At 67.6% G+C, this 25,309-nt stretch carries 25 protein-coding genes; 18 read left to right on the top strand and 7 right to left on the bottom strand.

Annotated features, from left to right (window positions below; translation table 11 throughout):
• Window positions 1-156: 156 nt before the first annotated feature.
• The 4 genes from AC3WL8_RS17790 to AC3WL8_RS17775 all read right to left on the bottom strand — a co-directional run bounded on the left by AC3WL8_RS17790 (window position 157) and on the right by AC3WL8_RS17775 (window position 2,071).
• Window positions 157-477: a type II toxin-antitoxin system PemK/MazF family toxin gene (locus tag AC3WL8_RS17790; RefSeq protein ID WP_013957017.1), complete on the bottom strand. Its 321-nt coding sequence runs from the start codon at window positions 475-477 to the stop codon at window positions 157-159.
• Window positions 471-719, bottom strand: a complete 249-nt coding sequence (locus AC3WL8_RS17785) for an AbrB/MazE/SpoVT family DNA-binding domain-containing protein (RefSeq protein WP_013957016.1) — start codon at window positions 717-719, stop codon at window positions 471-473. Before AC3WL8_RS17785 ends, AC3WL8_RS17790 begins: the two co-directional genes overlap by 7 nt.
• 161 nt (window positions 720-880) lie before the next feature.
• Window positions 881-1,279 carry a VOC family protein gene (locus tag AC3WL8_RS17780; RefSeq protein ID WP_013957015.1) on the bottom strand — a complete coding sequence of 133 codons (399 nt, stop codon included), beginning with the start codon at window positions 1,277-1,279 and terminating at the stop codon, window positions 881-883.
• Between the two features lie 117 nt (window positions 1,280-1,396).
• Window positions 1,397-2,071, bottom strand: a complete 675-nt coding sequence (locus tag AC3WL8_RS17775) for an SGNH/GDSL hydrolase family protein (RefSeq protein ID WP_211979797.1) — start codon at window positions 2,069-2,071, stop codon at window positions 1,397-1,399.
• 135 nt (window positions 2,072-2,206) lie between these two features.
• Between AC3WL8_RS17775 and AC3WL8_RS17770 the strand changes: the two genes are divergently transcribed.
• Window positions 2,207-2,683 (top strand): SRPBCC family protein, encoded by a 477-nt coding sequence (locus AC3WL8_RS17770; RefSeq protein WP_211979796.1) that lies wholly within the window; start codon window positions 2,207-2,209, stop codon window positions 2,681-2,683.
• A complete protein-coding gene (locus AC3WL8_RS17765) occupies window positions 2,680-4,161 on the top strand; it encodes a DHA2 family efflux MFS transporter permease subunit (protein WP_013957012.1) in 1,482 nt (493 codons plus the stop codon). The genes AC3WL8_RS17770 and AC3WL8_RS17765 overlap by 4 nt, the downstream gene beginning before the upstream one ends.
• 25 nt (window positions 4,162-4,186) lie before the next feature.
• On the opposite strand, the gene AC3WL8_RS17760 is transcribed toward AC3WL8_RS17765, so the two are convergent.
• A complete protein-coding gene (locus AC3WL8_RS17760) occupies window positions 4,187-4,456 on the bottom strand; it encodes an acyl-CoA-binding protein (RefSeq protein ID WP_011615505.1) in 270 nt (89 codons plus the stop codon).
• Between the two features lie 129 nt (window positions 4,457-4,585).
• Between AC3WL8_RS17760 and tsaB the strand changes: the two genes are divergently transcribed.
• The 4 genes from tsaB to AC3WL8_RS17740 are packed head-to-tail and all read left to right on the top strand — an operon-like array spanning window position 4,586 to window position 7,869.
• Complete coding sequence (gene tsaB / locus AC3WL8_RS17755; RefSeq protein WP_211979795.1) at window positions 4,586-5,344, top strand: tRNA (adenosine(37)-N6)-threonylcarbamoyltransferase complex dimerization subunit type 1 TsaB; 759 nt, start codon at window positions 4,586-4,588, stop codon at window positions 5,342-5,344.
• Window positions 5,341-5,901: a ribosomal protein S18-alanine N-acetyltransferase gene (rimI, locus tag AC3WL8_RS17750; RefSeq protein ID WP_211979794.1), complete on the top strand. Its 561-nt coding sequence runs from the start codon at window positions 5,341-5,343 to the stop codon at window positions 5,899-5,901. The genes tsaB and rimI overlap by 4 nt, the downstream gene beginning before the upstream one ends.
• Window positions 5,898-6,755: a uracil-DNA glycosylase gene (locus tag AC3WL8_RS17745; RefSeq protein ID WP_492378497.1), complete on the top strand. Its 858-nt coding sequence runs from the start codon at window positions 5,898-5,900 to the stop codon at window positions 6,753-6,755. Before rimI ends, AC3WL8_RS17745 begins: the two co-directional genes overlap by 4 nt.
• Complete coding sequence (locus tag AC3WL8_RS17740) at window positions 6,730-7,869, top strand: DUF1853 family protein (protein ID WP_013957007.1); 1,140 nt, start codon at window positions 6,730-6,732, stop codon at window positions 7,867-7,869. Before AC3WL8_RS17745 ends, AC3WL8_RS17740 begins: the two co-directional genes overlap by 26 nt.
• 42 nt (window positions 7,870-7,911) lie before the next feature.
• Here AC3WL8_RS17740 and lplT read toward each other — a convergent pair whose 3' ends face one another.
• Window positions 7,912-9,231: a lysophospholipid transporter LplT gene (gene lplT, locus AC3WL8_RS17735; protein ID WP_041227955.1), complete on the bottom strand. Its 1,320-nt coding sequence runs from the start codon at window positions 9,229-9,231 to the stop codon at window positions 7,912-7,914.
• A gap of 570 nt (window positions 9,232-9,801) precedes the next feature.
• Between lplT and alr the strand changes: the two genes are divergently transcribed.
• From alr to AC3WL8_RS17715, 4 genes are all read left to right on the top strand, one after another.
• The gene (gene alr, locus AC3WL8_RS17730) at window positions 9,802-10,923 is read left to right on the top strand and encodes an alanine racemase (RefSeq protein ID WP_114130991.1); all 1,122 of its coding nucleotides are present in this window, start codon (window positions 9,802-9,804) and stop codon (window positions 10,921-10,923) included.
• A 95-nt stretch (window positions 10,924-11,018) separates the two neighbouring features.
• Complete coding sequence (radA, locus tag AC3WL8_RS17725) at window positions 11,019-12,380, top strand: DNA repair protein RadA (RefSeq protein WP_010810633.1); 1,362 nt, start codon at window positions 11,019-11,021, stop codon at window positions 12,378-12,380.
• 2 nt (window positions 12,381-12,382) lie between these two features.
• Window positions 12,383-12,946 (top strand): GNAT family N-acetyltransferase, encoded by a 564-nt coding sequence (locus AC3WL8_RS17720; RefSeq protein WP_211979792.1) that lies wholly within the window; start codon window positions 12,383-12,385, stop codon window positions 12,944-12,946.
• Window positions 12,947-13,090: 144 nt separating this feature from the next.
• Window positions 13,091-13,576, top strand: a complete 486-nt coding sequence (locus AC3WL8_RS17715) for a disulfide bond formation protein B (protein ID WP_010810635.1) — start codon at window positions 13,091-13,093, stop codon at window positions 13,574-13,576.
• Window positions 13,577-13,663: 87 nt separating this feature from the next.
• Here AC3WL8_RS17715 and AC3WL8_RS17710 read toward each other — a convergent pair whose 3' ends face one another.
• Window positions 13,664-15,598, bottom strand: a complete 1,935-nt coding sequence (locus tag AC3WL8_RS17710) for an ATP-binding cassette domain-containing protein (protein WP_013957002.1) — start codon at window positions 15,596-15,598, stop codon at window positions 13,664-13,666.
• Between the two features lie 284 nt (window positions 15,599-15,882).
• Here AC3WL8_RS17710 and AC3WL8_RS17705 point away from each other — a divergent pair, with 284 nt between their 5' ends.
• From AC3WL8_RS17705 to AC3WL8_RS17670, 8 genes are all read left to right on the top strand, one after another.
• Window positions 15,883-16,845, top strand: a complete 963-nt coding sequence (locus AC3WL8_RS17705; RefSeq protein ID WP_013957001.1) for a MurR/RpiR family transcriptional regulator — start codon at window positions 15,883-15,885, stop codon at window positions 16,843-16,845.
• Window positions 16,846-16,853: 8 nt separating this feature from the next.
• Window positions 16,854-17,828: an isoaspartyl peptidase/L-asparaginase family protein gene (locus tag AC3WL8_RS17700; protein ID WP_013957000.1), complete on the top strand. Its 975-nt coding sequence runs from the start codon at window positions 16,854-16,856 to the stop codon at window positions 17,826-17,828.
• A 52-nt stretch (window positions 17,829-17,880) separates the two neighbouring features.
• Window positions 17,881-19,785 (top strand): dipeptide ABC transporter ATP-binding protein, encoded by a 1,905-nt coding sequence (locus tag AC3WL8_RS17695; protein WP_249221177.1) that lies wholly within the window; start codon window positions 17,881-17,883, stop codon window positions 19,783-19,785.
• 38 nt (window positions 19,786-19,823) lie between these two features.
• Window positions 19,824-21,380 (top strand): glutathione ABC transporter substrate-binding protein GsiB, encoded by a 1,557-nt coding sequence (gene gsiB, locus AC3WL8_RS17690; RefSeq protein WP_013956998.1) that lies wholly within the window; start codon window positions 19,824-19,826, stop codon window positions 21,378-21,380.
• A gap of 157 nt (window positions 21,381-21,537) precedes the next feature.
• Entirely contained in the window at window positions 21,538-22,458 is a 921-nt protein-coding gene (gene gsiC / locus AC3WL8_RS17685) for a glutathione ABC transporter permease GsiC (protein WP_013956997.1), read from the top strand.
• A gap of 7 nt (window positions 22,459-22,465) precedes the next feature.
• Window positions 22,466-23,380 (top strand): glutathione ABC transporter permease GsiD, encoded by a 915-nt coding sequence (gsiD, locus tag AC3WL8_RS17680; protein ID WP_013956996.1) that lies wholly within the window; start codon window positions 22,466-22,468, stop codon window positions 23,378-23,380.
• Window positions 23,381-23,396: 16 nt separating this feature from the next.
• A complete protein-coding gene (locus AC3WL8_RS17675) occupies window positions 23,397-24,443 on the top strand; it encodes a DmpA family aminopeptidase (protein WP_153954610.1) in 1,047 nt (348 codons plus the stop codon).
• Window positions 24,443-25,261, top strand: a complete 819-nt coding sequence (locus AC3WL8_RS17670) for a M55 family metallopeptidase (RefSeq protein WP_114130982.1) — start codon at window positions 24,443-24,445, stop codon at window positions 25,259-25,261. The genes AC3WL8_RS17675 and AC3WL8_RS17670 overlap by 1 nt, the downstream gene beginning before the upstream one ends.
• Window positions 25,262-25,309: the final 48 nt, after the last annotated feature.

Below are 25,309 nucleotides of genomic sequence, written 5' to 3'. Positions count from 1 at the left end.
TGGGCAGGGATCGTCTGACCGGGGCGATGGCCACAGATTAACGCAATTGCGTCCAGATGGCGCAGCGGGAATGAATCTGGCGTCTATTTCTTTTTCGTATGCTTATGAATCCAAATGACGCCAGATTGCCGGCATTAAATGCTTCTGCGTCACGGCTCAGTCTGCAAAGACTTCGCGCAATGTCCGCAAGGTGTCCTCCACAATCCTGTCACTCAGGCCGCCGGCCCGCCTGACCAGCCGGGACTTGTCCACGGTCCGGAGCTGGTCCAGCAGGATCAGGCCAGTCTTGCGCTGGAAGGTCACCGGGACGCGAAACGGTGCCGGCCTGCTGCCGGTGGTCATTGGCGCCACGGTGACGGTGCGCAGGTAGTCGTGCATTTCCGGCGGCGAGAGGATGACGCAGGGGCGTGTCTTCTCGATCTCGCTGCCGACGGTCGGGTCAAGCGCAACCAGCCAGACGTCGCCGCGCGCTACCACTTCAGCTCCGCGTCGTCGGTGTTGGGGAAGTCGCCCAATACCAGGGCGTCGTCACCGGCCGCGGCGATGGCCTGGCTGGCTTCCGCCCAGCCTTGCCGCGGTGCTTGCCTAGGGCGCCGGAGCACCAGCGCGTCATTCACGATTTCCATTTCCACTTCATTCTCCAGACCTAGCTGCGCCAGGATTGCCTTGGGGATCAGGACACCTTGTGAGTTGCCCATCTTGCGGATCGTCGCTTTCATTTCTTGCCCCTCATTGCGCGTCAGCACAATGTTATTACAACGCGAGCGTCAGGGAAACAGGCAAGCCCGATGCCGCATGGAAATGTGACATTTGGGCCAGGCCACGGATACGCGAATAGTCCGAAAACCGCTGGTGTCGCAGGTACGGCGGGCTCAGCCGGCTACGCCCCGTACCCCGCGCCCTTCCATTCGATAAAACACAAGCCATGCCCGAACGGGTCTGACAGCGTTGCCTGCCGCCCCCAGTCAAAGTCCTGCGGCCAGTCCTCGATCTCGGCGCCGGCTTCCAGCGCGCGTTCGATGGCCTGTTCCAGGTTGGCGACGACAAAGTCGAGGTGGACCGGGGTCCAGTGGCGGCGGTAGTCGCGCCGGGTGTCGGCGCGGGTGGTGGGGCGGGTGCCGGCGGGCTTGGCGAGCAGGTAGATCGGAGTATTGCCGCCCAGCATTTCGGCGACGGTGCCGTCGAACAGCTTGCGGTTCAGCGTCAGGCCAAGCCCCTGCGCGTAGAAGTCGATGCCGCGCGGCAGATCGTCGACATCGATATTGATCAGCAACTCCATGACAGCCTCCTGGCGGCGTTCCGTGTGAGAGCGGCCGCATTGTGCGCCGGGTCTCCTGACACCTGCTGTCAGGAGTGATGTTTCAGCCGGCCGCAGGCAGGTGTCAGGAACGGCGCGCTAGGCGCGCAGCATCTGCCACACGACCGGGCGCAGCGCGTCGCCGAGTGCGAGGTGCGCGTCGGCATCCAGGTGCACGCCGTCGACCTCGCTGCTCTGGATCACGGTGCCGGCGTCGAACAGCGGACAGCCCAATTGCGTGCAGACCTCGGCCACGGCTTGCGGCAGGCCCGTCCACTTATGCTCGCCGCCGGCAAACTTGGGCGCCAGCGGGCCGCGCGGGGTGCGGATCGGGGGTGGGGTGACGACCAGCACCGGCGGCACCGGCATGCCAGGCTCGATCGGCGCGCTACGGATGGCCTGCACCAGAGTGGCGATGCCCTGGGCGGCGTGCCAGGCGTTGTGCGGGTGCATCGACTGGAAATCGTTGTTGCCCAGCATCAGGACCACCAGTGCCAGCGGCGAGTGGATTTCAATGCGCTGCGCCAGCCCCTGCAGGCCGTTGCGGCCGGGTTTGAAGGGATCGTCCCAGACCGTGCGGCGGCCGTTCAGGCAGTCTTCGATGATGCGCACCGGGGCGCCGCCTTCGGCGTTCAAGCCCAGCTCCAGCCGGCCGGGCCAGCGCACCGGGAACGGCAGGCGCCGGCGCGTGCCGGGCACGATGCCCCATGACAGCGAGTCGGCGTAGACAAGGATCTGCAGGGGATCGGTTTCGGCCAGCGGCGCAGCGCTCATGCGGGACTCCAGTTGGCGTGGATATTGGTCGATAAAGGGCAATGGCTCGTGTCAAGCCATGTTGCACCGCGCAGACAAAAAGGACTCCCGAACACGCGGAGACTTCATAATATCGAATCATTGCAGACAGGGAGAATGAAGTTGCGTTTCGAGCACTTGGTTGAGATCAACGATCCGGGCAATCCTCAACTGGATCTGCTGACGCCTGACCAGCTGTGGCAAGGGCTGGTGCTGCGCGCCGAGTCGCCCGAACTCTTCGTGCTGGGGCTGGACCGCGCCGAGGTAGTCGGCCGCGGCGACAACTGGATCGATCGCGTGCTGCATTTTGGCGAGGCGTCGATCCAGGATCATGTGGTATTCGAGCCGCGCCGGCAGGTGCGCTATGAAACCGCGGCTACGGCCGAGCATGCCGGCGGCACGCTGACCATGGCGATCGAGACCCCGGGCCCGGGCGCGCTGCTGCTGCGCTTTGTCTACAACACCACCATGCCGGCGGTCGACGCCAGCGGCGATGACCGCTACGCCGAGATCGTCAAATCCGCCTACCACGAGGCCGATATCGACACCGTGCGCAAGATCCGCGAGATCGCTGACACCGGACGGCTGGGGTGAGCGAGGGCTCCGCCACGCCGGAGGGTTCCGGCCAGCGGCCGGGTCTGCCGACCCGGCTGGCGCTGCGTGAGCGCTACGGCGAGCGGCTGCGCTGGCTGGTGCTGGTGACGCTGATGCTGGGCACGATCTCGTCGATCGTCTCGTCCACCATCATCAACGTAGCGATTCCGGACCTGAGCCGGCACTTCGTGCTGGGGCAGGAGCGCGCGCAATGGGTGGCGGCCAGCTTCATGATCGCGATGACGTTGTCGATGCTGCTGACGCCCTGGCTGCTGAATCGCTACGGGCTGCGCCGCACCTTCCTGGGGGCCTCGCTGCTGCTGGGCGCGGGCGGGTTCTTCGGCGGCTTTTCACCGACCTACGGCGTGATGATCGCGATGCGCGTGGCCGAAGGCATCGCCGCGGGCATCATGCAGCCGCTGCCCAATATCCTGATCCTGCGCGTCTTCGAAGAGCGTGAGCAGGGCAAGGCGATCAGCATGTTCGGCTTTGGCGTGGTGCTGGCGCCGGCGCTGGGGCCCAGCCTGGGTGGTTTCCTGGTCGAGGCCTTCGGCTGGCGCTCGATCTTCTTCGTGGTGGTGCCGCTGACGCTGATTGGCGTGCTGATGGCGCGGCGCTTCATGGCGGTGGACTCGATCATGATGGGCGAGCGCCAGCCGCTGGACTGGCGCGGGCTGGGCCTGGCCGGCATTGCCACGGTCAGCCTGCTCAACGGCGTGGTCGAGATGCGCGACAGCGTGCCCGCAGGCCTGGCGCTGTCGGGCTTCGGCGTGCTGATGCTGGCGGCGTTCGTGCTATGGCAGCTGCGCGCGGCGCATCCGCTGATGAACCTGCGGCTCTACAGCTACCGGCAGTTCGCGGCCGGGGCGGTGGTGGCCTTTATCTACGGCGCGGGGCTGTTCGGCTCGACCTACCTGCTGCCGATCTATATGCAGATGGCGCTGGAATACACGCCGTCGCGCGCGGGCCTGGTGCTGTTCCCGGCGGGCGTGGTGCTGGCGCTGACGATTGCCGTATCGGGGCGCTTCACCCACAAGATCGCGCCGCATGTCCAGGTGTCGTTCGGGCTGGCGCTGCTGTCGCTGTCGTTCCTGCTGATGGCGCTGGGCTCGCGCGCCACGCCTTATCTGGTGCTGGTGGCACTGGCGGTGCTGGGGCGGATCGGGCTGGGCTGCATCCTGCCGTCGCTGACGCTGGGGGCAATGCGGGGGGTGGACTTCACGCTGATCGCGCAGGGCTCGAGCTGCATCAACTTCCTGCGCCAGCTGGGCGGCGCCATCGGCGTGAGCCTGGCCGGCGTGGGGCTGCAATGGCGGCTGGCGGAGCACGGCGCGGTGCTGGGCCAGGCCGGCGACGCCGCCGTGCAGGCGGCGCGCATCCGGGCCTTCGATGAAACCTTCCTGGCGGTGGGTGTCGTGATCGCCAGCGCGATGTTCGCGGCGTGGCGGATCCGGCCGCGGCCGGTGCCGGCGGCCTGAAGCCGCCGGGCCTGGCTGCGCCGGCTTAGCTGGCTGCGCCGCTGCGCAGTTCTTCCACCAGCGCGATGTACTGCTCCATCGCCTGTTCGCGCGCGGTGCCGCGCAGGGCTTCCCAGGCTTCAAACTTGTAGCGGCCGACAAAGTCGGTCATGCCGGGCTTGTCGCCGTGGGCATCGCCTTCGCTGCCTTGCTTAAACAGCGCGTACAGGCGCAGCAGGGACATGTTGCTGGGGCGCTCGCTCAATTGCTTGACGTCGATCTGGGCCTGGTCGAAGCGTGCCTGCAGGTCGCTCATGGGGTTCCTCCGTAGGTGCTGTCTGGATTGCGAAAGTTCAGGCCGATGATAGCCGCCCGGCGCCGCCGCGCCGTCCGTATAAAACCGAAGAAGCCCTCGATTCCGGGCGTCACCGGATACAATCGCGCCATGTCCTGGATTCTTGCTGTTGAAACTTCTACAGAGTGGTGCTCGGTCGCGCTCGGACGTGCGGTGCCGGGTGCCGGAGTCGAGTGCCTGGTGCGCCATGAGCACACTGGCGCACGCTCGTCGGCACGCGTGCTGCCGGCTGCCGGCGAACTGCTGGCCGAAGCCGGCATCGCGCTGGCGGACTGTGCTGCGATTGCCTTTGGCGCCGGCCCGGGCTCGTTCACCGGCCTGCGCACCGCCTGCGGCGTGGCACAGGGGCTGGCCTTCGGCGCCGGGCTGCCGGTGGTTCCGGTCAATACCCTGATGACCTGCGCCGAGCGCGCGCGGGCCGCCACCCCGGCGCTGCCGGACGATACCGCGGTGCTGGTGGCGCTGGACGCGCGCATGGATGAAGCCTATTCCGCTGCTTTCCGCTGGCATGCCAGCGCGCGGGAATGGGCGGAAGTTACGCCGATGCAGGTCAGCGCGCCGGAAACCGTGCCGCTGCCCGACGGCGAATTCTGGCTGGCCGGCAACGCAGCCACCGTCTTCGGCGAGCGGCTGGCGGGCCTGGCGCGCGCCGCGCGCGTGCTGCCGGAGGCGATGCCCCATGCGCAGCCGATGGTCGCGATTGCACTGCGCGCACTGGCGCGCGGCGAGGCCATCGACGCTGACCAGGCCATGCCGATCTACCTGCGCGACAAGGTCGCCCAGACCATCGCCGAACGCGAAGCCGTCGCTGCCGCCCGTGCCGCGGCCCAGGCCGGGAGCGCATCGTGAGTGCAGCCTATCCGCTCGATCACCGCAACGACTGGCCGGCCGTGCCCGCCATGCCGGCGCTGCCGGTCGGCTGGGCGCTGGGCCGCATGAGCGCGCTCGACCTGGAGGCCGTGGCAGGTATCGAGGCGCGTGCCTACAGCCATCCGTGGACCCGCGGCAATTTCGAGAACTCGGTCAAGTCCGGGCATCTCGGCCTGACGCTGCGCGACCCGGTGGGCTCGCTGGTGGCCTACGCCGTGCTGATGCCGGTGGTCGATGAAATGCACCTGCTCAATATCACCGTCGAGCCGCAGCGCCAGCGCCAGGGGCTGGGGCGGCTGATGCTGGCGGTGGTGCTGGCCACCGCGCACGCGCACCGCATCCATACCATGCTGCTGGAAGTGCGGCCGTCCAATACCGGGGCGATCGCGCTGTACCAGGCGGCGGGGTTTGCCGAGATCGGGCGCCGCAAGGGCTATTACCCGGCCCTGGGCAGCAAGCGCGAGGACGCGCTGGTGCTGCGCCGCAACTGGCCGGCGGAGGCCGCCGCCAATGAAGGCACGGAGGGCAGGGCATGAGCCGCCGCGCACAGTTCCTGGAAGTCCTGGGCATCCCGACCGAATGGGTGCCGCGCGAGCGCGCGGATGCGCAGGCAGACGCCGCGCCGGAGGCGGCCGTGGCGCAGGCAGCGATGGCTGTTGCCGAGGCGCCTGTGGCCGAGTTTGCCGCAGTGGTTGCGGAACCCGCCATGCCGGTGTCGGCGCCGGTGGCGCCGCCTGTCTCCCGGACACCGGTTGCGCCTGCCCTGGTCCCCGCCGGTCCGGAACCCGGCTCGGCGCAAGCGGGGCGCGAAGCTGCCATCGCCAGCATGGAATGGCCGGCGCTGGACGCCGCCGTGGCAAGCTGCACCGCCTGCGGCCTGTGCCAGAACCGCACCAATACCGTATTCGGGGTGGGCGACCGCCAGGCCGAATGGATGCTGGTGGGCGAAGCCCCCGGCGAGAACGAAGACCTGCAGGGCGAGCCCTTCGTCGGCCAGGCCGGCAAGCTGCTCGACAATATGCTCGGCTCGCTCGGGCTGGCGCGCGGGCGCAATGTGTTTATCGCCAACGTGCTCAAGTGCCGCCCGCCCGGCAACCGCAACCCGGAGCCCGAAGAGGTGGCGCAGTGCGAGCCGTTCCTGCGCCGCCAGATCGCGCTGGTGAAGCCCAGGGTGATCGTCGTGCTGGGCCGCTTTGCGGCGCAGTCGCTGCTGCGCACCACCACGCCGATCGGCAAGCTGCGCGGCACCGTACATAGCTATGAAGGCATCCCCGTGGTGGTGACCTACCATCCGGCTTACCTGCTGCGCACCCTGACCGACAAGGCGCGCGCCTGGGAAGACCTGTGCCTGGCCAGGGAGGTTCATGACCGTGCGGGAGCTGGGGCCTGATCTCTCCCTGACCCGCGGCGGCGACGGCAACAGGCCGTCGGGCCCGCCGCTGTGGCGCCGCGCCGCGTCGGCGCGCACGCGCGACCTGGCCTGGACCACGCTCTCGCCGCCGTTGCTGGCGGCGGTGCCGGGCGCGGCCCCGGCACGCTGGCCTGCCGGCACACTGGCCGCCTGGCAGCACTGGCTGGAAGCCGCGGACCCCGCCACGCTGCCCGCCACCATCGACGAACTGGCCGACGGCCACGCCGCCCCCTCCGCCGACGACCCCGACCAGGACCCCGCCAGCCGCAGCCTGCGGCTGGGCCGCCATGCCGAGCGGCTGCTGCATTTCGCGCTGCGCCATATGCAGGGGCTGTCGCTGCTGGCTGCCAACGTGCCGGTGCGGCGCGCAGGGCGACAGGGTATCCGCACGCTGGGCGAGCTGGACTTTATCTGGCGCGAGCAGGCGTCGGGCGCGGTGGTCCACTGGGAGATGGCGGCCAAGTTCTACCTGATGGCGCCTGGCGTCAGCCAGGTGCCGCGGGCGCAGGATTTCGTCGGCCCGAACCTGGTCGACCGCCTTGGCGACAAGCTGGGCCACATCGTGCACCGCCAGCTCCCGCTGGGCTGCACCGCGGAGGCACAGGCCCTGCTGGGACATACGGTGGACCGCAGCGAGGTCTACCTGCTGGGGTGGCTGTTCTATCGCGATGGCCGGGTGCCGCCGGGGCTGGATGCGCTGGGCATCGCGCCAGACCATCTGCACGGCTGGTGGTCCACGCTCGACGGCTGGGCCGCCCGCGCAGCCGCGCGGCCTGGCTTGCGCTGGTGCCGCCTGCCGCGTACCGGGTGGTTATCGGGCGCGCTGGTGCCCGAAGCCGGCACGGAAGATGTCGGCGCACTGCATGCGATGCTGGCGCAGCGCTTTGCCGACCCGCGCCATGATCACGGCTGGCGGCGCGAATCGCCGGTGATGTTGTGTGAACTGGAGCCGGCCGGGCCAGAGGCGCCGGGCTGGTGGCGCGAATTCTCGCGCGGGTTCGTGGTGCCGCCGGGGTGGGAAGAGCGTGCGCTGGCACGGGCGGCGGAGCCGTCCAGGCCAGGGCAGCAGGCCGCGCCGGGCGACACGGCCTGAGCCACTCGCGCCGGCTGCAGGCAGATGGACGCGGGAGAGACCCTAGTGGTGCTTGTCCTCGCCGATCATCGCCAGCGAGTTGAAGGTGCGAACGTTGTACTTGTGCAGCTTGAGCACCAGCGCCATGGTCACGCAGATAAACAGGCCCAGCGCGATGATGACCACGCCGATCGGCACGTTCAGCTTGATCAGCAGCGCATACAGGCACAGCATCAGCAGCACCGAGACGTTCTCATTGAAGTTCTGCACCGCGATGGAGTGGCCGGCCGACAGCAGCACGTGCCCGCGGTGCTGCAGCAGCGCGTTCATCGGCACCACGAAGTAGCCCGACATGGCGCCCACCACCATCAGGAACACATAGGCGATGGCCATGTACAGCGGCATATGCATGCCCAGCACGTCCAGCGTGACATGGGGCATCGCATCCTTGGTGTAGAACGCCATGATCATCACGGTGGCGCCCATGGCCACGCCAAAGGGCAGCACCGACAGCGACTTGCGCAGCGGGATGCGCGCCGCGGCCAGGATCGCGCCCACGGCCACGCCCACGGCCACCACGGCCTGCAGCAGCGCGCCCTGGGACAGGTTCAGTCCCAGCGACTTCTCGGCCCACTTCAGCACGATGAACTGCAGCGTGGCGCCCACGCCCCAGAACAGCGTGGTCACCGCCAGCGAGATCTGGCCCAGCTTGTCGCGCCACAGCGCCACGAAGCAGTCGCCGAACTCTGCGATCAGCCTGATCGGGTTCTTTTCCTGCGCCGGATAGCGGGCGCCGGTATCGGGGATAAACAGGTTGAAGATCGAGGCGACCACGTAGAACAGCATGATCACCACCATCGCGGCTTCGGCCGGGGTGTCGATGCCGGTGTTGATGAGGGGGACGTCAAAGCGCAGCAGGAGGCTGGAGATATGCACCGAGATCAGCGCGCCACCCACCACGGTGCCCAGGATGATCGAACCCACCGTCAGCCCCTCGATCCAGCCATTGGCCATCACCAGTTTCTCTGGCGGCAGCAGTTCGGTCAGGATGCCGTACTTGGCCGGCGAGTACGCGGCCGCGCCGAATCCCACCACGCCATACGCCAGCAACGGGTGCAGCCCGAACATCATGATGGCGCAGCCGACCACCTTGATGGCGTTGGTGATGAGCATCACCCGCCCCTTGGGCATGGAGTCGGCAAAGGCGCCGACGAAGGCGGCGAGGACGACGTAGGAAAGGACGAAGAACAGCTTGAGCAGCGGGGTCATCCACTGCGGGGAATGCAATTCGGTGAGAAGGGCGATCGCGGCGATCAGTAAGGCGTTGTCGGCCAGCGAAGAAAAAAACTGCGCGGCCATGATGGTGTAAAAACCCTTCTTCATGCTGTCGACTTTTTCTCCATCGCGAACTCCGCTCAGGCTGGGCAGGCTAGCGCCCACCGGGGAGGCCATGGTTTGCAGGGAACCTTGTGCCGCGGCCGTGTCGAATTGTGTCTGAGGTGCTGCGCTGCGGCGTCTTGAGGCTTGCCTGACAGTCATTGACATAATGCTTCGCTTTTAGAACATGGCCGGAGCGTCCGGCTTTATATCACGAAAACATGACATTCCCGAACCCCGGCAAGGGCTCTTTTTGACAGCGGATTGCCGTGCCGATTCCCCAATGACCCCCGGCAACGGCATCCGAATGTGTTCAAATAACGACTGCGATCGCGACCAGCCGACCGGGTCTTCCCTGATCTGGTGCGTGGTCGAACCGATATGGTGACTGGGATACAAGGGCGTGCCAATTCCGCACATTCCCGCATGCCAGTCGCCGCAACATGCTGCTGTACACCGACAGGTGACGTTTGCGCCATCGATACTGAGACAGAGCCGTCCTTCCAGCGCCCGCGCCGGCCGCCCATCCCGCCGGCGCCGCCTGCTTGCTCGTCCGCTTCCTGAGATGTGACTCCCATGCCAAGACCCATCCACGCTGTCATCCATCAACCCGCCCTGGCCAACAATCTCGACATCATCCGCCGCAAGGCGCCGGATTCGCGCATCTGGGCGGTGGTCAAGGCCAATGCCTACGGCCACGGCATCCGCCGCGTCTTTGCTGCGCTGCGGGGTGCCGACGGCTTCGGCCTGCTGGACCTGAACGAGGCCGTGCTGCTGCGTGACCTTGGCTGGCAGGGCCCGATCCTGCTGCTGGAGGGCTTCTTCCAGCCGCAGGATGTTGCCGTCATCGAACAATACCGCCTGACCACCGCGATCCATTGCGACGAGCAGCTGCGCATGTTGGAAAGCGCACGCGCCAAGGGGCCGCTGGCCATCCAGCTCAAGCTCAACACCGGCATGAACCGGCTCGGCTTCCATCCGGCGGATTACCGTACCGCCTGGGAGCGCGCCCGTGCCATGCCCTGTGTAGGCAGTATCGTCCATATGACGCATTTTTCCGATGCGGATAGTGCCCGAGGCGTCGCCCACCAAATCGAGGCGTTCGATGCCGCCACGGCCAACCTGCCGGGCGAGGCCAGCCTGTCGAACTCGGCCGCGGTGCTGTGGCACCCGCAGGCGCACCGCGCCTGGGTGCGCCCCGGCATCATCCTGTACGGCGCCTCGCCGACCGGGCGCGATGCCGATATTGCCGGCACCGGCCTGCAGCCCGCCATGTCGCTGCACAGCGAACTGATCTCGGTGCAGGACCTGCAGCCGGGCGATACCGTCGGCTACGGCTCCTTGTTCACCGCCGAGCGGCCGATGCGCATCGGCGTGGTGGCGTGCGGCTATGCCGACGGCTACCCGCGCCACGCGTCGGGCTGGGGCGAGCAACGTGCGCCGGTGCTGGTCGATGGCGTGCGCACCGAACTGGTCGGGCGCGTGTCGATGGACATGCTGTGCGTGGACCTGACCCCGTGCCCGAAGGCCAAGGTCGGCAGCCCGGTCACGCTGTGGGGCCAGGGCCTGCCGATCGACGAGGTGGCGCAGGCCAGCGGCACGGTCGGCTACGAGCTGATGTGCGCGCTCGCGCCGCGCGTGCCGACCTCGGTGGCGACGATCACGGCTTCGGACAGCGCCGCGCCTGCCGTGGCCTGATCCGGGGCGTTGGTGCGGGCGCAGGCCCGCGCACTTACCATCTGCCGGCCGGGCCACTTGTGGGCCCGGCTCGTTTTTTCCTGCAAGGACATCCGTTGGCCAAGACCAAGACTGTCTATACGTGTACTGAATGCGGCGGCACCACGCCGCGCTGGGCCGGCCAGTGCCCGCATTGCCAGCAGTGGAACACGCTGGTTGAGACGGTGGCCGAGTCCGCCGCGAACAAGCGCTTCCAGCCGCTGGCCGCCTCGGCCACGGTGCGCAAGCTGTCGGAGATCGATGCCGCTGACGTGCCGCGCTTCTCCAGCGGCATCGATGAATTCGACCGCGTGCTGGGCGGCGGCCTGGTGTCGGGCGGGGTGGTGCTGATCGGCGGCGATCCCGGCATCGGCAAGTCCACGCTGCTGCTGCAGGCCCTGGCCAACCTTGCGGGCCAGCGCCGCGTGCTCTATGTCAGCGGCGAAGAATCCGGTGCGCAGATCGCGCTGCGCGCGCAGCGGCTGGGCGTGGAAAGCCCGTCGCTGGGGTTGCTTGCCGAAATCCAGCTGGAGAAGATCCAGGCCACGCTGGAAGTGGAAAAGCCCGAAGTCGCGGTAATCGACTCGATCCAGACGCTGTACTCCGAGGCGCTGACCTCCGCACCGGGCTCGGTCGCGCAGGTACGCGAATGCGCGGCGCAGCTGACGCGCATTGCCAAGAGCAGCGGCATCACCATCATCCTGGTCGGCCATGTGACCAAGGAAGGCAGCCTGGCGGGTCCGCGCGTGCTGGAGCATATCGTCGATACGGTGCTGTATTTCGAGGGCGATACCCACTCGTCGCACCGGCTGATCCGCGCCTTCAAGAACCGCTTCGGCGCGGTCAATGAGCTGGGCGTGTTTGCCATGACCGAGCGCGGCCTGCGCGGCATCAGCAATCCGTCGGCGCTGTTCCTGTCGCAGCACGAAGAGACCGTGCCGGGCTCGTGCGTGCTGGTGACGCAGGAGGGCACGCGTCCGCTGCTGGTTGAGATCCAGGCGCTGGTCGATACCGCCCATGTACCCAACCCGCGCCGGCTGGCGGTGGGCCTTGAGCAGAACCGGCTGGCGCTGCTGCTGGCGGTGCTGCACCGGCACGCGGGCATTGCCTGCTTTGACCAGGACGTGTTCCTGAACGCGGTGGGCGGGGTCAAGATCACCGAGCCCGCCGCCGACCTCGCGGTGCTGCTGTCGATCCATTCATCGATGCGCAACAAGCCGCTGCCGCGCGGCCTGGTGGTGTTCGGCGAAGTCGGCCTGGCCGGCGAGATCCGCCCCAGCCCGCGCGGGCAGGAGCGCCTGAAGGAAGCCGCCAAGCTGGGCTTTACGATCGCCGTGATTCCCAAGGCGAACGCGCCCAAACAGAAGATCGACGGGCTCGAAGTGATCGCGGTGGAACGCATCGAGCAGGCCATCGACCGCGTGCGCCATCTGGACTGAGTATGGACGACGGCATCGCCTTCGAGACCGAACGCCTGCGGCTGCGCCAGTGGCGCGAGGCGGACTATGCGCCGTTTGCCGCGCTCAATGCCGATGCGCAGGTGATGCGCTATTTCCCTGCGCCGCTGACGCGTGTTGAAAGCGATGCGATGGCCGACCACTGCCGCAGCCTGATCGCAGCGAAGGGATGGGGCGTCTGGGTAGCGGAGCGCAAGGCGGACGGTGTTTTCCTGGGGTTTGTCGGACTGCACGAGCCCACCGCGGCGCTGCCGTTCGCGCCTTGCGTGGAGATCGCCTGGCGCTTGGCGCGGCACGCTTGGGGCAGCGGCTACGCGACCGAGGCGGCACGCGGCGCGCTTGCCTGGGGCTTTGAGCGGCTGGGGCTGGATGAAATCGTGTCCTTCACGACACTCGCCAATTCACGCTCGCGGGCGGTCATGGAAAGGCTCGGCATGCGCGAGGATGCCGTGGGCTTTGAGCATCCCGCATTGCCGCCAGGGCATCCGTTGCGGCCCCATTGCCTGTACCGTTTGCCGCGCACGGCGTGGCAGGCAGCCGGCGGGTAGCACCCCTGCGTCAATCCGCCACAGGGCAGGGGGCTTGCGCTGCGTGTGACGCCAACTGCAGGCGCTGCAAAATAGGTAATAATGCGCAGCAATGCCGCGCCATCCACTGACGGCACCGATTATCGGAACACCTGATCGCCAACCATGCAAGCCAACTCCCGCGCCTACTTCCTGCTGATCGCCCTCGTTTCCTTCGGCCTGGTCGGCGTTGCGCTCTACCTGCAGTTTGAAAAGGGCTACCAGCCCTGTCCGCTCTGCGTGATGCAGCGCTTCGCCTTTATCGGCATCGGCATCTTCTCGCTGCTGGCCGCGGTGGCGCAGAACACGCGCTCGCTGTGGCAGGGCCTGGGCATGCTCTCCGGCATCGCCGGCATTGCGGTGGCGGTCTACCACGTGTCGCTGCTGCTCAATCCCAAGGCCAGTTGCGGCATCGACCCGCTGGAAAACTGGGTCAACGCGCTGCCGACTGCCAAGGCGCTGCCTCAGGTGTTCTACGCCGATGGCCTGTGCACCGCGCCGCTGCCGCCGGTGCTGGGGCTGTCGGTGCCGGCATGGTCGCTGATCTGGCTGTTTATCCTGACGCTGACACTGGCGGTGGGGTTGATCCGGCGCGAGAAGAATTTCCGCTGAGTCGGGAGCAAGCCATCGACATAAGAAACGGCGCCATTGGCGCCGTTTCTTGTTTGCGGTGGTGCGAGGGAGGGGACTCGAACCAGATTACGCAATCTGCTCGATCTGCTCCTGCAACTCCAGCCACTTCTCCTCAAGCGTCTCCAGCTCGCCATTGACCTCGCCCTGGCGCTTGAGCATCTCCATCAGCTTCGTCTTGTTGGCTTCGGCATAGCTGCTTTCATCGGCCATGAACTGGTCGATCTCCTCCTTGGCGGTTTGCAGCACCGCCATGCGCTTTTCCACCTTTTCCAGTTCCTTCGTCAACGGCTTGCGCAGTGCTGACAGCCGCTGGCGCTCGTCGGCCTCCGCGCGGCGCTGGTCCTTGCGGTTGACCGCCGCCGCGGCATCGCCGGCGTTCTCTGCCAGGTGCGCGGCGGTGGCGGCATTGCGCTTGGCCGCGGCCTGTTGCAGCAACCAGTCGCGGTAGTCGTCCAGGTCGCCGTCGAACGGCTTGATGGTGCCGTCGGCCACCAGCATGAACTGGTCGGCGGTGGCGCGCAGCAGGTGGCGGTCGTGCGAGACCAGGATCAGCGTGCCTTCGAACTGCGCCAGCGCCATGGTCAGCGCCTCGCGGGTATCGAGGTCCAGGTGGTTGGTCGGTTCGTCCAGCAGCAGCAGGTTGGGCTTCTGCCAGACGATCAGCGCCAGGGCCAGCCGCGCCTTCTCGCCGCCCGAGAAGGGCTCGATCGGCGCGGTGGCCATGTCGCCGCGGAAGTTGAAGCTGCCGAGGAAGTCGCGCAGCTCCTGCTCGCGGGTGTCGGGCGCCAGGCGTGCCAGGTGCTGCAGCGGCGAGTCGTGGTCGCGCAGTGTCTCCAGCTGGTGCTGGGCGAAGTAGCCGATCTGCAGGCCCTTGCCCAGGCGCAGCTTGCCCGTGAGCGGGTCCTGCGTGCCGGCCAGGGTCTTGACCAGCGTGGACTTGCCCTGGCCGTTGGCGCCCAAGAGGCCGATGCGCTGGCCGTTCTGGATCGACAGCGCCAGCTTGTGCAGGATGGTGACGGGCGGCTCGGCCTCGGCATATCCGCAGTCGACGCCGTCGAGCACCATCATCGGGTTGGGCGCGGCGTCGGGTTCGCGGAACTCGAAGGCGAAGCCGGCGGCCACGTGCACCGGCGCCAGCCGCTCCATCTTTTCCAGCGCCTTGACGCGGCTCTGTGCCTGGCGCGCCTTGGTCGCCTTGGCCTTGAAGCGCGTGATGAACGATTCCAGGTGCGCGATTTCCTTCTGCTGGCGCACGTAGGCGGACTGCTGCTGCGCCATCTGCTGCAGGCGCAGGGTCTCGAACAGCGTGTAGTTGCCGCCATAGCGGCGCAGTTGCTGGTTCTCGATATGCACGGTGACGTTGCAGATCGCGTCGAGGAATTCGCGGTCGTGCGAAATCATCACCAGCGTGCCGGGGTAGCGCGCCAGCCAGTCCTCCAGCCAGACGATGGCGTCCAGGTCCAGGTGGTTGGTCGGTTCGTCGAGCAGCAGCAGGTCGGACGGGCACATCAGCGCCTGCGCCAGGTTCAGGCGCATGCGCCATCCGCCGGAGAACGAGGCCACCGGCTGCGACACCTGCGCCAGCGTGAAGCCCAGGCCCAGCAGCAGGGCCTCGGCGCGCGCCGGGGCGGTGTAGCCGTCGGCGTCGGCAAAGGCGGCGTGGGCTTCGCCCTCGGCGCTGCCGTCGCCGCTGGCCTGTGCGGCGGCGATGGCGGCTTCGATCTCGCGCAAACGGGTGTCGCCATCGATCACGTAATCCACGGCGGTGCGGCTGACCGCAGGCGTTTCCTGCGCCACGTGCGCGACGCGCCACTGCGCCGGCACGATGACATCGCCCCCGTCCGGATGCAGTTCACCGCGCAGCAGCGCGAACAGCGTCGACTTGCCGCTGCCGTTGGCGCCGACAAGGCCCACGCGCTCGCCCGGGTTGAGCGTCACGCTGGTGTGGTCGAACAGCACCTTGGTGCCGCGCTGGAGGACTAGCTGGTCGATTCGGATCACGAGAGGGGGAAATGCCTGAGTGAAAAACAGAAAAAGCGCGGAGAAAGCGGGCAACCGCCGGGTCTGGTGCGCTGGCCGGCATTGTAGCGTTTCCGGTGCGCCGCACGCCGTGGCGGTGCAAAACAGCTCGGCAACGTGCACCGCCAATGTGCCTTCGTGCCTCGGCGATTCAGGGATTACCCTTGGTCTCGCAAAACTCTATTTTCTTGTTCGTGCGTTACGTGTAAATTCATTTTCACGAAAACGGCGCCCATCCGGTGACGTCCAGACCAACCGCTTCCACCATGCCAAAAGGCCATTCGATCTCAGACCGCATTGCGCGCAGCTTGCCGGCGCTGACGCCGGCGCACCGCCGCATGGCGGAATACGTGCTGGCCAATCTGTTCCGCGCGGCAACCATGCGCATCGACGAATTTGCCGCGGCGGTGGAGGTGTCGGTGGCCACGGCCAACCGCTTTGCGCGGGCGCTGGGGTTCGACGGTTATCCGCAGTTCCGGGCCGAGCTGGTGCGCGGCTTCGAAGCCACGCTGGCTCCGGTGGAGCGGCTGCGCAGCGAGCTGGAGCGGCCCGCGACCGCGGCCGAAGTCTTCGCCGCCTCGCTGGAAGATGCCGCGGCCAACGCGGAAGCCACGCGCCGCGGCATCGACCCGGAGGCCTGCGAGCGCGCGGTCTCGGCGATCCTGGCGGCGCAGCGTGTCTACGTGGCCGGTTTCGGCGCCAGCGGTTTCCTGGCGGGCCTGCTGCAGCACGGGCTGGAAATGCACTGCCGCATGGTGACCTCGGTGGCAGGCGCCGGCGGCGCCTCGCATGCGGCGCGGCAGTTGTTCAAGCAGCAGCCAAGCGACCTGCTGATCGTGATTGCCTTCCCGCGCTACGTCACGGACACCATCGAACTGGCCGAGCGGGCCAAGTCGCACGGCGGCCAGGTGCTGGCGCTGACCGACGGGCCGACCTCGCCGCTGGCGCCGCTGGCCGATATCGCGCTCTACGCGCAGGCCGGCAACCGGCTCTCGGCCAACTCCGATGCCACCGTGCTGGCGCTGATCGAGGCGCTGTGCGGCGCGGTGGCGCACCGGGCCGAGCGCCCGGTCAAGGCCGCTGCTGAAATGACTGAATTCCTGCTGCCGTGGCTGTACGGCGCGCCGGCCGCGGAGTCCGCCGGCCGTGCCGCGCCCGGCACCCCGCAGTCCACCGAACTCACGGCTGGCGCCAAGCGCGGCCGATCCTCCAACACCCGCAAGTCCTGAGCATCCACATGCAACCAGCAGTCATTGCCATCCACGGCGGCGCCGGCACCATCACCCGCGCGGCGATGGACGCCGCCCGCGAACGCGAATACATCGAAGCGCTGCAACACGTGCTGCAAGCCGGCCAGCGCGTCCTGGCCGAGGGCGGCAGCGCGCTCGATGCGGTCACCGAGGCGGTGCGCCTGCTGGAAGAATGCCCGCTGTTCAACGCCGGCAAGGGCGCCGTGCTGACCCATGCCGGCACCTATGAGCTTGATGCCGCGGTGATGGACGGTGCCACGCTGGAAGCCGGCGCCGTGGCCTGCGTCACGCGCCTGCGCAACCCGGTGCTGGCCGCGCGCGCCGTGCTGGACCACAGCGAGCACGTGCTCTTTGCCGGCGCCGGCGCCGAGGCATTTGCCGAAGCGCAGGGCCTGGAACTGGTGGCGCCGGACTATTACTTCACGCAGGCTCGCCACGATCAGTGGCAGCGCGCTCGCGGCACCGCAGGCATGGCGCTGCTGGACCACGACGCCGCCGCGCTGGCCGCGCAGGGCAAGGCCAGCGCGGCCGATCCGATCGATCCCGACAGCAAGTTCGGCACCGTCGGCGCGGTCGCATGCGACAGCCGCGGCAACCTGGCTGCTGCCACCTCCACCGGCGGCGTCACCAACAAGCGCGTGGGCCGCGTTGGCGATACGCCGGTGATCGGCGCGGGCTGCTATGCCGATGACGTCGCGGCCGTGTCGGCGACCGGCACCGGCGAAATGTTCATCCGCACCGTGGCCGCGTACGACGTGTCCGCGCAGATGCGCTACGCCGGCCTCTCGCTCGAGGATTCGGCCCGGCGCGTGGTGATGGAAAAACTGCGCGCCATCAACGGCCGCGGCGGCCTGATCGCGGTGGACCGCGCCGGCAACGTCACGCTGCCGTTCAACACCGAAGGCATGTATCGCGGTTTCGCCCGGGTGGGCGAGGCGGTGAACGTGTCGATCTACGGCTGACCTGCACCGCACCTGCAAGTCCGAGCATCAAGCAGCAATACAAGGAGTTCCAGTGGCCACTACCCCTGCGCAATCGCACGCTTCCGCATCCGGCACCGCTCTGCCGCCCGAGCGCGTCGTCTCGGTGAACGGGCTGACCGTGCGCTTTGCTACGTCCGAGCGCACCGTCGAGGCCGTGCGCAACCTGTCCTTCCATGTCGACCGCGGCGAGACGCTGGCGGTGGTGGGCGAGTCGGGCTCGGGCAAGTCGGTCACGTCGCTGGCGCTGATGCGCCTGGTCGAACATGGCGGCGGCAAGATCGTCTCTGGCAGCATGGCGCTGCGCCGGCGTGGCGGCGAGGTGCTCGACCTGGCGCGCGCGGATAACGCCACGCTGCGCAGCGTACGCGGTGCCGACGTGGCGATGATCTTCCAGGAGCCGATGACCTCGCTCAACCCGGTGTTCCCGGTGGGCGAGCAGATCGCCGAATCGATCCGGCTGCACCAGGGCAAGAGCCGCGCCGCGGCGCGCGCTGAAGCGCTGCGCATGCTGGAGCTGGTGCGCATCCCCGAGGCGCGCCGCGTGCTGGAGCGCTATCCGCACCAGCTCTCCGGCGGCATGCGCCAGCGCGTGATGATCGCCATGGCGCTGTCGTGCAAGCCGGCGCTGCTGATTGCCGACGAGCCCACCACGGCGCTGGACGTGACCATCCAGGCCGAGATCCTGCAGCTGATCCGCGGCCTGCAGGCCGAGATGCACATGGGCGTGGTCTTCATCACCCACGACATGGGTGTGGTGGCCGAGGTCGCCGACCGCGTGCTGGTGATGTACCGCGGCGAGAAGGTGGAAGAGGGCACTTCGGACGATGTGTTCCGTGCCCCCGCCCATCCGTACACGCGCGCGCTGCTGTCGGCGGTGCCGCGCCTTGGCGCCATGAGCGGCACCGACCTGCCGGCCAAGTTCCCGCTGCTGCAGCTGGACAGCGCCAACGCTGAGCCGGTCGCGCCGCAGGACACCGTTACCCCGGGCGTTGCTCCCATCCTGCGCGTGCAGGACCTGGTGACGCGCTTCGACGTGCCCGGCGGCCTGTTCGGCCGCGTTACGCGGCGCGTGCATGCGGTCGAGCAAGTCAGCTTCGACCTCTATCCCGGCGAGACGCTGGCGCTGGTGGGCGAGTCCGGCTGCGGCAAGTCCACCACGGGCCGCTCGCTGCTGCGCCTGGTGGAAAGCCAGAGCGGCACCATCGAGTTCGCCGGGCAGAACATCAGCAAGATGGAAGGGCCGGCGCTGCAGACCCTGCGCCGCAATATCCAGTTCATCTTCCAGGATCCGTTCGCCTCGCTCGATCCGCGCGTGCCGGTCGGCTATTCGATCATGGAGCCGCTGCTGGTGCACAAGGTGGCCAGCGGCAAGGAGGCCGAGCAGCGCGTGGCCTGGCTGCTCGACAAGGTGGGGCTGGACCCCTCGCACGCGGCGCGCTACCCGCACGAATTCTCCGGCGGCCAGCGCCAGCGCATCTGCATTGCGCGCGCGCTCGCGCTGAACCCCAAGGTGGTGGTGGCCGATGAATCGGTGTCCGCGCTGGACGTGTCGATCCAGGCGCAGATCGTCAACCTGATGCTGGACCTGCAGCGCGAGCTTGGCATCGCCTTCCTGTTTATCTCGCACGACATGGCGGTGGTGGAGCGCGTGAGCCATCGCGTGGCGGTGATGTACCTGGGCCAGATCGTCGAGATCGGGCCGCGCCGCGCGATCTTCGAAAACCCCCAGCACCCCTACACGAAGAAGCTGATGTCGGCGGTGCCGATTGCCGACCCGGCGCGGCGCCACCTGCGGCGCGAGCCGCTCAACGACGAGATCCCCAGCCCGATCCGCGTGGTCGGCGACGAACCGGTGGTGCAGCCGCTGGTCCAGGTCGCCGGCAGCGGGTCGCTCGGCCATTATGTCGCCCGGCATGCCGTCGGCGGCGCTTATTGAAGTCCTGGAAGTCAAGAAGTTACCAAGGAGATTCGACGATGTCTGCACGTATGGTTTCGCCCCGATGGATGGCCGGCGCCTTTGCCGCCGGCGCGCTGGGCATGCTGGCTTCGGCCCCTGTTTTCGCCGCCAAGGATGCCGTGATGGCGGTGAGTTCGACCTTCACCTCGCTGGATCCGTACGATTCGAACGACACGCTGTCGCAGGCGGTCGGGAAGAGCTTCTACCAGGGCCTGTTCGGCCTGGACAAGGACATGAAGCTGGTCAATGTGCTGGCAGACAGCTACGAGGTGAGCAAGGACGGCCTGACGTATACGATCAAGCTGAAGAAGGGCGTCAAGTTCCACGACGGCACCACCTTCGATGCCGCCGCCGTCAAGGCCAACCTGGACCGCGTCACCAACCCGGCCAACAAGCTCAAGCGCTACACGCTGTTCAACCGTGTCGCCAAGACCGACGTGGTCGATGCCAATACCGTCAAGGTCACGCTGAAGGAGCCGTTCTCGCCGTTCATCAACGTGCTGGCGCACCCGTCGGCGGTGATGATCTCGCCAGCCGCGCTGCAGAAGTACGGCAAGGACATTGCCTTCCACCCGGTGGGGACCGGCCCGTTCGAGTTCGTTGAATGGAAGCAGCCCGACCACCTGAAGGGCAAGAAGTTCGCCGGCTTCTGGAAGACCGGCTACCCGAAGATCGACACCATCACCTGGAAGCCGGTGGTGGACAACAACACGCGCGCCGCGATCATGCAGACCGGCGAGGCCGACTTCGCCTTCAGCATCCCGTTCGAGCAGGCCGCGGTGCTGAAGAACAGCCCCAAGGTGGATCTGATCGCGTCGCCGTCGATCATCCAGCGCTACCTGTCCATGAACACCATGGTCAAGCCGTTCAACGACCCCAAGGTGCGCCAGGCGATCAACTACGCCATCAACAAGGACGCGCTGGCCAAGGTCGCCTTTGCGGGCTACGCGGTGCCGGCCGAAGGCGTGGTGCCGCCGGGCGTGGACTACGCCGAGAAGCTGGGCCCGTGGCCGTATGACCCGGCCAAGGCGCGCGCGCTGCTGAAGGAAGCCGGCTACCCGAACGGCTTCGAGACCACTCTGTGGTCGGCCTACAACCACACCACCGCGCAGAAGGTGATCCAGTTCGTGCAGCAGCAGCTGCAGCAGGTCGGCATCAAGGCCTCGGTGCAGGCGCTCGAGGCCGGCCAGCGCGTGGAGAAGGTCGAGAGCGTGCCGAAGCCGGAAGATGCCGGCGTGCGCATCTACTACATCGGCTGGTCGTCGTCGACCGGTGAATCGGACTGGGCGCTGCGTCCGCTGCTGGCTTCCGAGTCGATGCCGCCCAAGCTGCTGAATACCGCGTACTACAAGAACGACCAGGTCGACGCCGATATCGCCGGCGCGCTGCGCACCACCGATCGTGGCGAAAAGGCGCGCCTGTACAAGGACGCCCAGGAACGCATCTGGAAGGATGCGCCGTGGGCCTTCCTGGTGACCGAGAAGGTGCTGTTCGCGCGGAGCAAGCGGCTGACCGGTGCCTATGTGATGCCGGACGGGTCGTTCAATTTCGACGAGATCGACATCAAGCAGTAATGGGTAGATGGTCGGGCGCCGGCAGTACCAAGGTGCCCGATCCACGCTATCCCATCCCAGAGCAGTAAGCAGTAAAGCAGTAAGCCGACAGACGGCCGCCTGCCCGCGACGCGGGGTTCGCAGGCGGGCGGCCCGCGGCCTTTCCTCTTGGTGTGTCATGCTGAATTACTTCCTAAAACGTGTGCTGGGCGTGATCCCCACGCTGCTGATCGTGGCAGTGCTGGTGTTCCTGTTCGTCCACCTGCTGCCGGGTGATCCGGCGCGGCTGGCGGCGGGCCCGGAGGCCGACTCGGCCACGGTCGAACTGGTGCGCAAGGACCTTGGGCTGGACCGGCCCATGCACGAGCAGTTCGTCAATTTCTTCTCCAACGCGGTCCGCGGCGAGTTCGGCCATTCGCTGCGTACCAAGCGCCCGGTAAGCGAGGAGATCGGCGACCGCTTCATGCCCACGCTGCTGCTGACGGTGACGTCGATGGCCTGGGCGGTGGTGTTCGGCATGGTGATCGGGATCGGCTCGGCCGTGTGGCGCAACCGCTGGCCGGACCGCTTCGGCATGACGCTGGCGGTGTCGGGGATTTCGTTTCCCGCCTTCGCGCTGGGCATGCTGCTGATGGAGGTGTTCTCGGTGCAACTGGGCTGGCTGCCATCGATCGGCGCCGACAGCTGGAAGCACTACGTGTTGCCGTCCATCACGCTGGGCGCGGCGGTGGCCGCGGTGATGGCGCGCTTTACCCGGGCCTCGTTCGTCGAGGTCTTGCAGGAAGACTTTATCCGCACCGCCCGTGCCAAGGGCGTGCGCGAGACGCTGGTGGTGACCAAGCACGGCCTGCGCAACGCTATGATCCCGGTGGTGACGATGATGGGCCTGCAGTTCGGCTTCCTGCTGGGCGGCTCGATCGTGGTCGAGAAGGTGTTCAACTGGCCGGGCCTGGGGCGCCTGCTGGTCGATGCCGTCGAGATGCGCGACTACCCGGTGATCCAGGCCGAGGTGCTGCTGTTCTCGCTCGAATTCATCCTGATCAACCTGGTGGTGGACATGCTCTACACCGTGATCAACCCAACCATCCGCTACAAGTGAGGCCGGCATGACTGAGCTTTCCACGCCCGCCGCAAGTGAAGCGGCACCCGCCACTGCCCCCGTGCCGGAGGCCGTGCGCACGCCCTGGACCGAGTTCTGGCGCAAATTCCGCAAGCAGCACCTGGCGCTGGGCGCCGGTGCCTTCGTGCTGGTGCTGGTGGTGATTGCCATCGTGGCGCCGCATATCGTGCCGTACGACCCGGAGAACTTCTTCGACTACGACGCGCTCAACGCCGGCCCGTCGGCCGCGCACTGGATGGGAGTCGATTCGCTCGGACGCGATATCTTCAGCCGCATCCTGGCCGGCGCGCGCATCTCGCTGGCGGCGGGCTTCCTGTCGGTGATCATCGGCGCGCTGATCGGCACCGTGCTGGGCCTGCTGGCGGGCTACTACGAAGGCTGGTGGGACCGCATCGTGATGCGCATTTCCGACGTGCTCTTCGCCTTCCCGGGCATCCTGCTGGCGATCGGCATCGTCGCGATCCTCGGCAACGGCATGACCAACGTGATCTTCGCCGTGGCCATCTTCAGCATCCCGGCGTTCGCGCGGCTGGTGCGCGGCAATACGCTGATGCTCAAGCGGCTGACCTACATCGAGGCTGCGCGCAGCATCGGCGCGTCGGACTGGACCATCCTGATGCGGCATATCCTGCCGGGCACGGTGTCGTCGATCGTGGTGTATTTCTCGATGCGCATCGGCACCTCGATCATCACCGCGGCCAGCCTGTCGTTCCTGGGGCTGGGCGCGCAGCCGCCCACGCCCGAATGGGGTGCGATGCTCAACGAAGCCCGCGCCGACATGGTGACCGCGCCGCATGTGGCGATCTTCCCGAGCCTGGCGATCTTCCTGACCGTGCTGGCCTTCAACCTGCTGGGCGACGGCCTGCGCGACGCGCTCGACCCCAAGATCGACCGCCGTTGAACCTGAGCCGCTGAACATGACCGCATCGACAACGGGCGTGCCGCATGTCGGCAGCCTGCCGGCAGGTCCGCTGGACAGCATTGCCGACGTGGCCGGCGTGACCGTCGGCCATTGCACGCTGGCGGACGGCGCCGTGCAGACCGGCGTCACCGTGATCCGTCCGCATGGCGGCGATCCCTACCGCGACAAGGTGCCCGCAGCGGCTACCGTGCTCAACGGCTTTGGCAAGAGCATCGGGCTGGTGCAGGTGGACGAACTGGGCGTGCTGGAAACGCCGCTGGCGCTGACCAATACCTTTTCGGTCGGCGCGGTGGCGCAGGCGCAGATCCGTGCGGCGGTGGCGGCCAACCCGGAGATCGGCCGCGCGCTGCCGACCGTCAATCCACTGGTGTTCGAGTGCAATGACGGCTACCTGAACGATATCCAGCGCATGGCGGTGGAGGGCAGCCACTATGAGGCGGCCCTGGCCGGTGCCGGTGAGGACGTTGCGCAGGGCGCGGTCGGTGCCGGGCGCGGCATGTCGGCGTTCGGCGTCAAGGGCGGTATCGGCACCGCTTCACGCCTGGCCGGTGGCTATTGCGTGGGCGCGCTGGTGCTGGCCAATTTCGGCACGCCGGAATCGTTGACCGTGGCCGGCCGGCTGGCCGGTCCGGAACTGGTGCAGCGCCTGGCGCAGCCCGACACCGCGGCGCAACCGGAAAAAGGATCGATCATCATGATCCTCGCCACCGATGCCCCGCTGGACGCGCGCCAGTTGCGCCGGCTGTCGCTGCGCGCCGGCGCCGGGCTGGCGCGTACCGGCTCGGTGTTCGGGCATGGCTCAGGCGATATCGCACTCGCGTTTTCGACCGCGTATACCGTGCCCCATGACGCCGCGCGGCCGATGCCGGCCGTCGCCATGCTGCATGAAACCCTTCTCGACCCGCTGTTCCGCGCCGCGGCCGACAGCGTCGAGCAAGCCATCCTGCATGCCCTGTGGCATGCCGCACCGGTGCAGGGCCGCGACGGCCACGGCCGGCGCGCACTGCTGGACGTGATGCCCGAACTGGGCCGAACCGCCTGATGAAAATCCTAGTTTCCACTGATATCGAAGGCGTGGCTGGCGTCTTCCACGCCGAGCAGACGCGCCCCGGCAACGGCGAATACGAACGCGCCCGGGCCTGGATGACCGGCGAAGCCAATGCCGCGGTCGAAGGCGCCTTTGCCGGCGGGGCCACCGAGGTGCTGGTCAACGATTCGCACGGCGGCTTCCGCAACCTGCTGCCGGACCAGCTCGATCCGCGCGCGCGGGTGGTGCTGGGCAAGCCGCGCTACCTTGGCATGATGGCCGGCGTCGAGGCCGGTGTCGACGGCGTGCTGATGATCGGCTACCACGGCCGCGCCCAGAGCCGCGGCGTGCTGGCGCACACCATCAACAGCGGCGCCTTTGCGCGGGTCTGGCTCAATGGCAAGGAACTGGGCGAGGCGGGCCTCTACGCCGCGCTGGCCGGCGAGTTCGGCGCGCCGGTGCTGATGGCCAGCGGCGACGATGTCTTTGTGCAAGAAACCCATGCGCTGATGCCGTGGGTGCGCTACGTCGAGACCAAGTCCGCAGGCGGTTTCGGCAGCGGCACCTCGCTGTCGCCGGCGGCGGCGCGCGAGGCCATTGCCGCGGCGGCGGCAAGCGCGGTGCGCGAGCGCGCGCAGGCGCAATGCCTGCGTATCGCCGCACCGGTAACTTGCACCCTGCAGACCCTGACGCCCGCGCATGCAGACCTGTTCTGCCAGTGGCCGACGCTGGAGCGCCGCGACGGGGTGACGCTGTCCTTCCAGGCCGATTCGGTCCAGGCGGCGGTGCGCATGCTGAACTGCCTGTCGGCGATGTCGTTCATGCTGAAGTAGGGCAGGGCAGATTCGCCGGGGCGATCGCGCAGATCGGCGACAATGGCG

This window comes from Cupriavidus sp. FW305-F7, assembly GCF_058782875.1.
This window is presented reverse-complemented; position numbering and strand designations above follow the sequence as displayed.